The following is a 12,911-nucleotide window of genomic DNA, read 5'->3' on the forward strand; positions in this document are numbered from 1 at the left end:
GGGCTATATGTAGGACGCTCGCCAGCCCGAACGCGCACCTCGGCCATTTAAGTTATGCCAGGCTCGTGCAGACGTTCGATGCGATACCCACAATCTCCGTGCAATAGCTCTTGTCCCATGATCGCGCTTATGGTTAACTCCTTACCTGGATAGCTTGCAATCTTTTAGATGTTTGCGATGTCTTAGCTATTCGCGACGAAAGAGAGAGCGGCGACAAGCCGTCAGCTTCAAGGTGATCGTTCGGCGCTCCATAGCGGAAGCAGCCGTGGTTACGTGCAATAATGCACGGACGGTATTCGAGATGCCCGGTCTGAAACATGGTCGAAACAGGGGAGGAAGATTATGCGTATTCCATCAATGATCCAGGCGGGCGCGGCAATCGCGCTGGTCATGGCGGCGACGCCGGCATTCGCACGGGAAGAGCTGACGACGATGCAGAAAGACCCCAATCAGTGGGTCATGCCGCTCGGCAATTACAGCAGCACGCGCTACAGCGAACTGGCTCAGATCAATACTGCGAACGCGAAAGACCTGAAGGTCGCCTGGAGCTTCTCCACCGGCGTGCTGCGCGGGCATGAGGGCGGTCCGCTCGTCATCGGCAACATGATGTACGTGCACACCCCGTTCCCTAACAAGGTGTTCGCGCTCGATCTGTCGCGCAACGGTGCGATCGCGTGGCAATATGAGCCCAAGCAGGACAACAAGACGATCGCGGTGATGTGCTGCGACACCGTCAACCGCGGCGTCGCCTATGCCGATGGCAAGGTCTTCCTGCATCAGGCGGATACGACGCTCGTCGCACTCGATGCCAAGACCGGCAAGGTCGTGTGGTCCGCCAAGAACGGCGATGCCACCAAGGGCGAAACCGGCACGGCAGCGCCGACGGTCGTCGGCAACAAGGTTCTGATCGGCAATTCGGGCGGCGAATTCGGCGTCCGCGGCATGATGACCGCTTATGACATCGCGACCGGCAAGGTGGCGTGGCGCGCCTATTCTTCGGGTCCGGACAGCGACACGCTGATCGATCCCGTCAAGACCACGTCGATGGGCAAGGCTGTCGGCAAGGACTCCGGACTTGCAGGCTGGAAGGGCGATCAGTGGAAGCTGGGCGGCGGCACCACCTGGGGCTGGACCAGCTATGATCCCGCGACCAACCTGATCTATTACGGATCGGGCAATCCGGGTGCCTGGAACCCTGCGCAGCGGCCGGGCAACAATCGCTGGTCGATGTCGATCTGGGCGCGCGACGCCGACACGGGCAAGGCCAAGTGGATCTATCAGATGACGCCCCACGACGAGTGGGATTACGACGGCGTCAACGAGATGATTCTGGTCGACAAGGCCTTCAAGGGCAAGGACCGGAAGCTCCTCACCCACTTCGACCGCAACGGTTTTTCCTACACGCTCGATCGCGTGTCGGGCGAGCTGCTGGTCGCGGAAAAGTATGATCCGGCGGTCAACTGGGCGACCGGTGTCGATCTTAAGACCGGCCTGCCGCAGCGGGTCGCGAAATATTCGACCGAAGGCAATGGCGAGGATGTCGTGACCAAGGACGTGTGCCCAGCGGCACTCGGTTCCAAGGATCAGCAGCCTGCGGCCTACAGCCCGAAGACCGGCCTGTTCTACATCCCTGCAAACCACGTCTGCATGGATTACGAGCCAACCAAGGTCGCCTATGTCGCGGGTTCGCCCTATGTCGGTGCCAACCTCAGCATGTACCCGCCCAAGGGCGAGCAGAACCTGGGTCGGTTCGTCGCTTATGACGCGATGACCGGCAAGGCGGCATGGGAAATCAAGGAGCCGTTCTCGGTCTGGTCGGGCGCGCTGGCCACTGCTGGCGACGTCGTGTTCTACGGCACGATGGAGGGCTATCTGAAGGCGGTCGATGCCAAGTCGGGCAAGGAACTGTACAGCTTCAAGACCCCGTCGGGGATAATCGGCAACATCAACACCTACACCTATCAGGGCAAGCAGTATATCGCCGTCCTCTCGGGCGTCGGCGGCTGGGCCGCGATCGGCATGGCGGCCGGATTGACCGGCGACCAGGATGGTCTGGGTGCGGTCGGGGCGTATCGCGGCCTGTCCCAATACACCAACCTCGGCGGCGCGCTGACCGTCTTCGAAGTACCGGGCGGGACGGCAGTCGCTTCTCGCTGATAGGAAGTGTGCGGGCGAGGGGGGCCGATGGCTCCCCTCGCTCGGTAGTTAAATGGGTAGGATCGCTGCATGATGTCGTTGCGTAACGGATCAAGGGTTGCACTCGGGCTGGCAGCCCTGACGATGGGTATCAGCATCGCCCCGGCGCAATCCACGCCTGCGACGCCGCCGGCCGCCACGCCGGCAGTGGCCGCGGCCGGGGCGGCGGTGCCGTGGGCGGTCTTCAGCGGCTACAAACGGTATCACGGCAATTGCTCGACCTGTCACGGTCCCGATGGCCTGGGCGGGACGTTCGCGCCCGCACTGGCGACATCGCTGAAGACGATGGACCATGACCAATTTCTCGAAATTGTGGTGAATGGGAAGGCCAATGCCCAGCTCGCCATGCCGGAGTTCGGCGCGGATCCGAACGTGATGTGCTATATCGAAGACATTTATACCTATCTGAAGGCGCGTTCCGATGGCGCCGTGCCGCGCGGCCGTCCCGCGCCCCAGCCGACCCGTCCAGCCGACGTGGCCGAGGCAGAAAACGCCTGCATGGGCTCGTGAGGTCGTGGTGATCGGACGTGGTTTGATCGGCGTGACGCTGGCGTTGGCGACGCCGCACGCCTCGCATGCCCAGCGCGCCGAGGCGGTGGATCGCAGCGCATTGCGGGTCTGCGCCGATCCCGGTGCGGTGCCGCTGTCGTCGCAGGACGGCAAGGGCTTCGAGAACCAGATCGCGACGGCCTTGGCCAAGACGCTCGGCGTGCCCGTGCGCTATACCTGGTTTCCCAGCGGCATCGGCTTCTATCGCATGACGCTGAACCTGCGCCGATGCGATCTGGTGATCGGCACGGTGGCGGGCAACGACATCGCGCAGACCACGATTCCCTATTACCGGTCGAGCTATGTGCTGGTCACGCGCATAAAGGATGCGGTTACGGCGACACGGCTGGACGACCCGTCGCTGCGCGGCCGCACGATCGGTGTGCAGGCGGGAACGCCGGCGGCGCAATTGATGGCGCGTGCGGGGTTGCTCGATACGATGCGGTCCTATGATCTGATGGTCGACAATCGGCTCGACTCGGTTGGACGCCGGCTGGTGGACGATGTGGGGGCCGGGCGGATCGACGCGGCGGTCGTCTGGGGGCCGGTGGGCGGTCCTTTCGCGGCCCTGAAGCCGGGCAGGTTTCGCGTGACGCCGTTGACCGGCAAAAAGGACATCCCGCTCGCCTTCGACATCGCGATGGCCGTTCGTAACGGCGAGCCGCGATGGCGGGCACAGGTCGACACGTTGATCCGCACGAACCGTGCAACGATCAAGAACATATTGACGGCGGCGCATGTGCCGCAACTGCCGCTGGCGGAGCCGGGCGCATGACGCGCCTTCTGCCCCTGGTCGCGGTTTCGATCGCCGCGATTGCGGCGTCGCCGGCCAGCGCGAACGACTTTCCGACCGAGGCCAGGGCGGATTACGTGATCGGCTGCATGGCGGCAAACGGCCAGACGCAGGATACCATGCGACGGTGCGCGTGCAGCATCGATGCCATCGCGGCGGTCATGCCGTACCGCGATTACGAGCGCGCCGAAACGGTAATGCGGATGCGGGGGATGACGGGCGAGACCGCCAGCCTGTTTCGCGACGTACAGGTGCTGCGCAACGTCGTTGATCGTTTCCGTGCGGCGCAGGTCGAGGCGGACTTTCGCTGCTTCTGAATTGCTTAGGGAGAAAATGCGTGTTGAAATTGCTTAGCCGCCGGGTGGCCGCGGGCGCCGCGATGGTCGCCGTATCCGGGATGATGGGGGGCGCGGTACTGGTCGGTGCAGCACCGGCGATCGCAGCGCCGCCTCAGGCCGCCGCCGATGCCACGCGGGGCAAGGTCGTATTCGCCAAATGCGCGATCTGCCACGCCGTCGAACCCGGCAAGAACAAGCTCGGCCCTACCTTGGCCGGAGCGGTCGGCCGCAAGCCGGCCTCCGTACCGGGCTTCAACTATTCGCCCGCGATGAAGGCCAATGCCAAGCCGTGGACGCCGACACAACTGGACCTGTATCTGACAAATCCGCGCCAGACCGTGCCCGGCACGAAGATGATCTTCGCCGGTCTGCCGCAACCGGCCGATCGCGCGGCCGTGATTGCCTATCTGAGCAATCCCGCGGCGGCGAAATGATCCGGCGGCGGGTCGTACTGGCGCTGCTGTCTCTAGGTGCGGTGGCAGCGACGGCGCCGACCGAAGACGCCGGCTGGCCTTGTGATGCGGACGCAAAGCCGCTTTCGGCGCCTGCCGCATATTGGCCAGGGGCCGAACGAACGGACGCGGCCGGCTGGTCCACCGACGCGCCGGTCGCGTCGCTCGCACGCGACGTCACGCGGCGCAGCATCGAGGAAGCGGATGCCGTCGTGCAAGTGCGGCGCTTTGCCCAGGCACGGCCCGCCGCGGGCGATCGCGCTAAGCTCGCGGCGGCCATGATCGGCACCATCGACGGCGAGCGCCAGTCGATCATCGACGGCATCCGCCGGTTTAACGTTCGCCAGGGGCAACTCGCCAAGCGGATCGAGGAGGGTTATGCCGCGCTCGATGTGCCCGCGATCACCGCGGAGCGGCGCGTTGCGGTGGAGGAGCAGGCTAAATGGGACCAGCGCATCTTCGAGGATCGCCAGCGCATGCTACCAATCGTCTGCCGCCAGCCGGGCGCGCTCGAACAGCGGCTGACGGCACTCCTGGCGGCATTGAAATCCGGATGACTCGCGTCGCAACGCGCTTGCTTGGCACCGCCGCGCTGGTGCTGCTCGCAGCCTGTTCGCGGCAATCGGGTGAAAAGGCGCCACCGTACCTAGTCTATGTCACGAACGAAGGATCGGGCGACGTTAGCGTCATCGATCCGATTAAGCGCGCCGAGATCGACCGCATCGCGATCGGCAAGCGTCCGCGCGGACTGGTCGTCAGCCCGGACGGTAAATTGCTCTACGTCGCCGTGAGCGGCTCGCCGGCCGCCGGGCCGGGGGTGGACGAATCGAAACTGCCTCCACCCGACAGGGCTGCCGATGGCGTAGCGGTCGTCGACCTGGCGACCCGCCGGGTCGTGCGCACGTTGCGCGGTATCTCCGACCCCGAACAGATCGCGATCAGCCCCGATGGCGAACGGCTGTACGTGGCCAGCGAGGATAGCGGCGTATTGGTCATCCTCGGCCGCGACGGCAACCGGATCGGCCAGCTGGCGGTCGGCGGCGAACCCGAAGGGGTAGCGGTGTCGCCGGACGGCGCGACGGTTCTCGCAACGTCGGAGGAGGACAGCAGCCTGGCGATCATCCGTGGCGCACCACCCGCGGTCGCCGCGCGCGTGAAGGTCGGCACCAGGCCGCGCAGTGCCGCATTCCTGAACAATACGCATGCCGTTGCACCGGGGGAGAATGACGCGTCGCTCAGCGTTGTCGATCTGCACACCGGGCGGCTGACGCGTCGGATCGAACTTCCCAGAGCCGATCGGCCGATGGGCATCGCGGTGATCGGCGGCACGCGTCTGGTGATGACGACGGGTCGCGGCGGGCGGCTGGTGCGGATCGACACCGGACGGGCCGATGCGGTGACTGGCGCGGTGGCCGTGGGCGTCCGTCCGTGGGGTGTGGCCCTCGCCCCCGATCGAAGCGTGGCCTTCACGGCGAACGGCTCGTCGAACGACGTGACGCTGGTGGATATCGCGAATATGAAGGTCGTCGGCAAAGTGAAGGTCGGCACCGCCGCCTGGGGCGTCGCCGTACGATAACGAGAGGCCCGGTTTTTTGCCGACCTCCGGCATCCGCATCGTTCCCGTTTCGATTCTTTCCTAGGCGGTACGGTCTCCGATGAGGCGCTTGCCGCGCGATAATCCGAACCATACCCGCGGAGGGGCGCGCCCTCGAAATCGGCTTGGGCTCGCCGCGCGCTACGGCGAACCCAAGCCTTCGGACTGCGGGTCTGATTAGAAACGCATCGTCGCCCCCGCCACCAGCTGGCGTCCGAGCAGATCATAGCCAAACAGCGTGTTGTTACGCAGCAGCCCGAGCAGGTTGCGCGAATCGGGGATCAGCGGCGGATCCTTGTCGAACAGGTTGTTCACCGAGAGGCGTAGCGACAGCTGTTTGGCGACGTCGATCGCGGCGGAGAGATCGAAGTAGTTATAGGCCTTGATGCCGCCGTAGGTGTTCCGGCGATCGGCTGCGGTTACCGGGATGCCCAGGCTGGGGTCGGTCGCATTGTAGCTGAGCGTCATCGGGCCGACGTGGCGCCAGTTGAGCGATATGTTGGCGATGCGATCGGCGGTCTGCCAGGTCGTCCGCAACTGGTGCTTCCATTTCGGCAGGCTCTCACCGCAGAATGGCCCGTAATAGCCGACGCAGTTGGTCGGCGGCAGTTCGGGTGCGCCCTGGCCTCCGGCGAGCGTCGTCAACGTGCCGTTGAACGAGACATCAAGCCGCCCGATGGCACCCAGGCCGAGCAGATACTGGCCCTGAAAATCCCAGCCGTGCGATTTTGATTTGAAGCCGTTGGTGGTGCCCTGCGCGATATACCCCGCCGTCGGGTTGCTGCCGGTCGGGCTCGACAGCGTGAAGGTGCCGGGATTACGGACGATGCCGCGGCAATAATAATCGCTCAGGGTTGCGAGGCAGCCGTTGATGAAGTCGGCGGCTGGTCGGTATCCGATTGAATCGTTGAGATCGATCAGGAAACGATCGACCGACACCGTCAGGCCGGGCAGGAAGCGCGGACGGACGATGACGCCAAAGGTCTTGGTGAACGCGGTCTCCGGCGTCAGCCCGAAGCCGCCGTTGCGGATCGTGCACGACTGATCCGGGCAGCTGAGCGTGGCGCTGCCATAGAGATTGGCGGGAAGCCCGGTCGCCTGGCATTGCGCCAAGGTCGCGGTGGGGCCGAGGGTACGCCCTGGATTCTGCGGGTCGGGGATGGTGGCGCACGGATCGTTGCGCGATCCTATCGTCGTGTAGTTGATGTCGCTGGCCTGCACCGCCTCAATGACGGTCGGTGCGCGCTGCGCCTTGTTGAACGATCCGCGAAAGGTGACGTCCGCGACCGGCGCCCAGAGCCCTTCGACCTTGTACGTGTCGAACGTGCTCTCCAGCCGATTGTATTTGGAGACACGATAGCCACCGTTGACCTGCAGCAGGTCGGTCCACGGCTTGTGCTCGACCAGCGGCACCTGGATCTCGACGTTGGCCTCCTTGACGTTCTGGGTGTAGCGCTGGTCGGTGCCGCCATTCGTCTGGCGGAAGAGCGCATCGGCCGTGCTGACGAACTTTTCGGCACGATATTCACCGCCGATCGCGATTGCGATGCCCTGTTCAGCGAGCGGGGAGGTGACGCCGTATTTGCCCAGGTCACCGGTGATCGACGCGACACCCTGCCATAACGTCGGGATGATGGTCTGCGTCCCATCGACGTTGGTGAACAGATAGTTGTTCAGCGTGGCGTCGTTGTTGTTGGGTATAAAGGCATTGAACGGGACGCAGGCCGCGTCGACGCCGCTGACCCTTGCGGCACATGTCGGTACGCCGCCCACGCTTACGACGTTGAGCGACCGGCTGACGCGGTCGAAATCGGGGAAGGCGGGGAAGATCGTCGTGCCCTTGTTGCGTGCATAGACGCCGGATAGGTCGTAACGCCAGACATTGTCGAACAGTGCACCGCGCACTCCCCCCGTCACGCGCACGCCCGTGTTCTCGAACTTGTTCTGGACCGACGGCAGTCCGTCGAAGCGATAGCGCACGTCGATCGGGATGGTCACCGCCGTCCCCGCCTGAGCGCCGCACAGCGACTGTGCCTGCGCCGCGGAGAGGAACGGGTTGTTGCAGTTCACCTGAAACGGCGTCCCGCCATAGGCCGTGAACGAGAAGACGCGGTTGGGCAGGGGGTTCTGCGAGCGGTCGCGATACCACAAGGTCGTCGAATACAGCTCCAGCGCGTCGGCCAGCTTCAGCGTCACGAAGCCGCCGGCGTTCAGGCGGTTGAACTTACGCTGGAAGCCCAACCCGTCGAACGGATTGGCGGCGGTGCCAGGCCCCGAATTGTAGTTGACGAAGGTGCCCGATCCGTCGGGATTGTTGACGAAGGCGCGACCGGCGCTCGGCCCACCCTGCGGCAGGATGGTCCCGGTGGTGGTGTACGTGCTGCGGGTGCAGGTCAGCGGCCCGTCGCGTGTGGGCTGGGTCACCTCGCATGCCGCAGAGGACCGGTCGGCCAGATTGACCTGCTCGGACGCGCGATAATTGACGAAGCCGGTGATGTTGAGCGCACCGTCGAACAGCGTCTTGCCCGCCGCCAGCGATGCGTCGATGCGTCCACCGTCGTTTGCCATGCCGGTCTGCGCGGGAAAGAAGGCGCGCCCCGCGGCCTCCGTGACCGCATTGGCGCGGTTGTCGTGATTATAGAAGCTGTAATTGGCGGACAGCGAGATGCCGTCGAAATTCTTCTTCAGGATGTAGTTGATGACGCCGGAGATCGCGTCGGAACCATAGACCGACGATGCGCCGCCCGAGAGCACGTCGATACGCTCGACGAGTGCCGTCGGAATGATGCTGACGTCCTGCCCGTTCTGGATACCCAGGCGCAATCCATCGACCAGCGTCAGCGTGCGTTCGAACCCCAGGTTGCGCAGTTTGACGCGCTGGCGGCCTTCGGAATCGGCAAAATTCTGCTCGCCGTTCGCCTGAACCTGCGGCAGGCGGTTCAGCACTTCCTCGATGGTCAGCGCGCCTTGGGCTGCGATGTCCGCGGAGGTCGTCGTGACGATCGGCGCGGCCGAACGGTTGTTGGGACGAATGATGCGCGTGCCGGTGACCACGACGTCGTTGGCGCTGACTGGCTGGAGTTCGGGCTTGTCCTCGTCGATCGCGATCTTGGCGTCCGCGACCGGATCACCCGCCTCGGCCTGAGGCTCGACCACCTGCGCCGCTGCCGGAGATGCCACTGCTGCAACGAACGCCGTCGACAGCAGAAGGTGCTTCAATGTCTGTTTCGTCATCATGTCGGACCCCTTTCTTTCTGGTGCTCTTCGGCACCGTTCCTGATCTCGTTTTATCTGCCCCGCAGGCTTGGTGCCGGAACGATCGTCGTCTTTCCGGCCGCGGTAACGGCGTAGGTAAAGCCTGGTTGGAGCGCGAAGCCGCCGACCGCGCCGTGGCGGTCGATTGCGATGAAGCCGACCTGGGCATCGCGCACGGCATCGCCCCGCAGCCTCGCGATATGTTCGACGGCTTCGCGGCACGCTGCCTCCGGGGTAGCGCCCGCCCGCATCGTCGCCACGACCCGGGCCGTACCAGCAACGCGCGTCACCTCCTCGCCCACACCGGTTGCGGTGGCGGCGCCGACGCGGGCCTCCACGAACAGGCCGGACCCGACCTGCGGCGAGTCACCGACGCGACCCTGCATCTTGAACGCCATGCCCGATGTCGTGCAGGCGCCCGCAAAACGGCCATCGGCGCCGCGCCCGATGATGCCGATCGTGTCGTGATCGCGCGCATCGCCGCGCAGCCCCGTGCCGCCGATGCGGTTTTCGATATTGGCTTCCGGCCGGTATCGCGATGTCTTCAGCCAATCCTGCCAGGCCTTGCGGGCCGGCGGGGTCAGGAGTGCGCGTTTGGAGAAGCCGTTTGCCAGGGCGAAGCGGGTGGCGCCTTCGCCCACCAGGAAGGTGTGCGGGGTCTTGTCCATCACCGCGCGCGCGACCGACACGGCGTGCACCACATCTTCCAGCGCGGCGACCGCCCCGACATTGCCGGCGTCGTCCATGATGACGGCATCAAGCGTCACCCGCCCATCGCGATCGGGATAGCCACCATATCCCACCGAATGGTTGCTCGGATCGGCCTCGGGGACACGCGCGCCGGCCTCGATCGCATCGAGCAGGCTGCCGCCCGAGTTCAGGCGCGCCAAGGCCGCAGCATTGGCTGCCGCACCGAAATCCCATGTCGAGACCATGATGGAACCAGACGAACGCGCGACCTGGCCGAGCGCGAAACCGGGCGCGAGGGCGACGACGGATCCCACCGCGAACAGCGTCCTGCGATCAATGCGGGCCGGCTGCAGTCGACTGTGACCATCGGCCTGGCAGAGTTCCTTGATCGACACGCCCACCAGTCCCCAAAGCAGCTAGCTGTCTCTAAACACTGCATCTTCCCACGCCGGTTTCAACCGCAAAATCGAGTTTCAGGAGAGAAACAGCTGTCTGGCGCGCGCGCGCGTGTGTTTGTCCCGCGAACGATCACGCCACGTCGTCGATGTCATGGAGGTAAGGGCGCGGACGTTCCCGCTGCCAGCCGTTATCAGAAAACCGATGTGTCAGCTGACACCCCGCAGGCCACGCTGACGCGGCGGCTCTCGCCTGTGCTGGGGGCAAAGCTGCGCTGCCCTGTAAATCGCATAATAAGAGAACCGCATAAATGGCGATAAAGTGGTCGGGGAGACAGGATTCGAACCTGCGACATCCTGCTCCCAAAGCAGGCGCGCTACCGGACTGCGCCACTCCCCGCCCGTGGAGAGGCGCTTAGCGCAGCTGATCGGCGGGTGCAACCGGTTGAACGCGATAGCGACAGGGCCGCTTTGCCGCGTTGGTGCACCCTCCGCCCACATTGGAGGGCGGAACGTGCGGTCGCCGATACGCGTGGTGGGCCCGGCAGGACTCGAACCCGCAACCTAGCCGTTATGAGCGGCCAGCTCTAACCATTGAGCTACAGGCCCCACCCGCGCCCCGCCGATTAGCGGAGCCGCTTCGCTCAGCGCAACGAAAAAGGGCGCCCCTGCGGGGACGCCCTTTGCCGCGATACGCATCAGGCCTGAGCCCGAGGCGGATCAGTTCATGTTGTCGGTCTTCTCGTCGGCTGCGTCGCGAACATTCTCCGCCGCATCTTCGAGGTTGTCCGAAGCATTCTCCAACGCCTGCTCGGAAGCGGTCGTCGTCGCGTTGTCGGCGAGTGCCTCCAGGTTGTCGGACTGCGCTTCCAGGTTGTCGGAAACCATCTCGGCATTGTTTTCGACGGCTTCGGCGGCCGGCGACTTGTTGCACGCGGCCACGGACATCAGGCCGGCGGCAGCGAGAACAAAGGCGATCTTCTTCATTCGATTGCTCCCAAGCATAACGATATTCGCGGCCGACCCGATCGCCGTCGCGAAACACCACCAGATAGCGCAGGACGCCCCACCGTCAACGTACAAAATTCATATACCCGCAATGTATGCGGCTTTTTCAAGGCAGGCTGAGTGTGGATCGTCACGGTTTCCGGGCGGCCGAGCCGATCTCCTCTGGCGCATTGGCAACGATCGCCAGCATCGTCGTCCACGCCGCAACGTTCTGGCGAAGCTGCTCGGGGTCGATCCGTTCCAGCGTATCTTCGGGCGTATGATGCCAGTCGAAATAGCGCAGGCCGGATTGATTGAGGTCGATGCCGGCCACGCCGGTGCGGATCACCGGCGCGATGTCGGTGCCGTCACCCGCCGTGCCCGCGCCGCGCACGATGCCAAGCGGAGCGAGCGCCGTCGCGAGCCGATCGCTCACCGCAGACGCGCTGGGCGGGAGATTGGTCTCCACCCGCCATACCCGGTCGGCGCCGAAGTCGCTTTCGCTGGCGACGGCATGCCGTTCCCCCGCATGGCGCCTGGCATAAGCCAGCCCGCCCCAGCCGCCGGTCTCCTCATCGCCGAACCACACGACGCGTATCGTGCGCCTCGGGCGTCCGGCTGCCATCACCAGCTTGGCGGCCGCGGTGGTGATCGCGATGCCGCTGGCGTCGTCGATCGCCCCCGTGCCCAAATCCCAGCTGTCCAGATGCCCGCCGATCAGCACGATGCCCGCCGCCGGATCGCTGCCCGGCACCTCCGCGACGACGTTGCCGGACTGGCGTGTGCCCACATTGCGCGGGGTGAGCACGAGGTGGAGCGTGACCGTGCCGCCGAGCTTCATCATGCGCTCGAGGTTTTCCGCGTCCGAGACCGAAAGCGCCGCTGCGGGGATCGGGGTCACCCCTGCTGCGAAATTAGTGCCGCCCGCATGCGGCCCGCGGCCATGGTCGGTGCCGATCGAGCGGATGACGATCGCCTCGGCGCCCTTCTTGGCCGCGACATTGGGACCGACGAAGCGCGCCGCGCCGGCGCTGCCATAGCTCGACCCATCCTGCGTGGGCTGCATCTGATTGGAGACAAAGGCGATCTTCCCTTTGAGGCTGCCCGCCGGCGCCAGTGCGAGATCGTTGAAACTGGCGAAATAGGCGATCGGGAGCGTCAACCCCTCGGCCGGCGTCGCGGCGGAGTTGCCCAGGGCGGCAAGCCGCAGCGGCTGCGGATAAGGGGACACGACTTCGGCCGTCTCGACGCCGCGTTCCCATATATTATCGAGCGCATAGGGTTCGATCCGCACGTTGCGAAAACCCATTTTCTTCAGTCGCGCCACGGCCCATTCGCGCGCACGCGCCTGCTGCGTCGAACCCGGGGGGCGGGGGCCGATCTCTGTCGTCAGCCCCTCCACGATCGCGTAAGCGGTATCGTCCGTCAGCGCCTTGTCGCGCAGCGCGGCGACCTGCGGGTCGATCGGTATGCCGATCGGCGTAGGACGTGGGCGCGCGACCGCAGGTTGCGTCACGGAGGGCGGGAGTTGCTGGGCCAGCGAGGGGGTAGTCAGCACCAGCAGCGCAGCCGAGACGAAAGGTCGATCCAGGATCATCGGCAGTCCTCATTGATGCAGGCCAACCGGCCTCAGCGCGGGCGACATCTACGGCCAGCCGTCCG

Annotated in this window: 11 protein-coding genes and 2 tRNA genes; 7 read left to right on the forward strand and 6 right to left on the reverse strand. The window is 65.1% G+C overall.

Annotation, left to right across the window (positions count from 1 at the left end; all coding sequences use genetic code 11):
• Positions 1-342 precede the first annotated feature (342 nt).
• From VF643_RS05985 to VF643_RS06015, 7 genes are all read left to right on the forward strand, one after another.
• Complete coding sequence (locus VF643_RS05985; protein WP_331042462.1) at positions 343-2,157, forward strand: methanol/ethanol family PQQ-dependent dehydrogenase; 1,815 nt, start codon at positions 343-345, stop codon at positions 2,155-2,157.
• A 69-nt stretch (positions 2,158-2,226) separates the two neighbouring features.
• A complete protein-coding gene (locus VF643_RS05990; RefSeq protein ID WP_331042463.1) occupies positions 2,227-2,706 on the forward strand; it encodes a c-type cytochrome in 480 nt (159 codons plus the stop codon).
• A 7-nt stretch (positions 2,707-2,713) separates the two neighbouring features.
• Positions 2,714-3,520 (forward strand): quinoprotein dehydrogenase-associated putative ABC transporter substrate-binding protein, encoded by an 807-nt coding sequence (locus VF643_RS05995; RefSeq protein WP_331042464.1) that lies wholly within the window; start codon positions 2,714-2,716, stop codon positions 3,518-3,520.
• Positions 3,517-3,855 (forward strand): hypothetical protein, encoded by a 339-nt coding sequence (locus VF643_RS06000; RefSeq protein WP_331042465.1) that lies wholly within the window; start codon positions 3,517-3,519, stop codon positions 3,853-3,855. Before VF643_RS05995 ends, VF643_RS06000 begins: the two co-directional genes overlap by 4 nt.
• Positions 3,856-3,875: 20 nt before the next feature.
• Positions 3,876-4,310, forward strand: coding sequence for a c-type cytochrome (locus tag VF643_RS06005; protein WP_331042466.1), 435 nt, complete (start codon positions 3,876-3,878; stop codon positions 4,308-4,310).
• Positions 4,307-4,885 carry a hypothetical protein gene (locus VF643_RS06010; RefSeq protein WP_331042467.1) on the forward strand — a complete coding sequence of 193 codons (579 nt, stop codon included), beginning with the start codon at positions 4,307-4,309 and terminating at the stop codon, positions 4,883-4,885. Before VF643_RS06005 ends, VF643_RS06010 begins: the two co-directional genes overlap by 4 nt.
• Positions 4,882-5,904, forward strand: a complete 1,023-nt coding sequence (locus VF643_RS06015; RefSeq protein WP_331042468.1) for a hypothetical protein — start codon at positions 4,882-4,884, stop codon at positions 5,902-5,904. The genes VF643_RS06010 and VF643_RS06015 overlap by 4 nt, the downstream gene beginning before the upstream one ends.
• A 195-nt stretch (positions 5,905-6,099) precedes the next feature.
• Here the strand turns inward: VF643_RS06015 and VF643_RS06020 are convergent, their stop codons facing one another.
• The 6 genes from VF643_RS06020 to VF643_RS06045 all read right to left on the reverse strand — a co-directional run bounded on the left by VF643_RS06020 (position 6,100) and on the right by VF643_RS06045 (position 12,846).
• Positions 6,100-9,159: a TonB-dependent receptor domain-containing protein gene (locus VF643_RS06020; RefSeq protein WP_331042469.1), complete on the reverse strand. Its 3,060-nt coding sequence runs from the start codon at positions 9,157-9,159 to the stop codon at positions 6,100-6,102.
• 50 nt (positions 9,160-9,209) lie between these two features.
• Positions 9,210-10,262, reverse strand: coding sequence for a N(4)-(beta-N-acetylglucosaminyl)-L-asparaginase (locus VF643_RS06025; RefSeq protein WP_331042470.1), 1,053 nt, complete (start codon positions 10,260-10,262; stop codon positions 9,210-9,212).
• A 323-nt stretch (positions 10,263-10,585) separates the two neighbouring features.
• Positions 10,586-10,662, reverse strand: a tRNA-Pro gene (locus VF643_RS06030).
• A gap of 133 nt (positions 10,663-10,795) precedes the next feature.
• Positions 10,796-10,871 (reverse strand) — tRNA-Ile (locus VF643_RS06035).
• Positions 10,872-10,982: 111 nt separating this feature from the next.
• Positions 10,983-11,249, reverse strand: coding sequence for a hypothetical protein (locus tag VF643_RS06040; RefSeq protein WP_331042471.1), 267 nt, complete (start codon positions 11,247-11,249; stop codon positions 10,983-10,985).
• A 151-nt stretch (positions 11,250-11,400) separates the two neighbouring features.
• Positions 11,401-12,846 (reverse strand): M28 family peptidase, encoded by a 1,446-nt coding sequence (locus VF643_RS06045; RefSeq protein ID WP_331042472.1) that lies wholly within the window; start codon positions 12,844-12,846, stop codon positions 11,401-11,403.
• Positions 12,847-12,911 lie beyond the last annotated feature (65 nt).

Origin of the sequence: Sphingomonas sp. (assembly GCF_036387595.1) — a bacterium.
Classification (GTDB): Bacteria; Pseudomonadota; Alphaproteobacteria; order Sphingomonadales; family Sphingomonadaceae; genus Sphingomonas.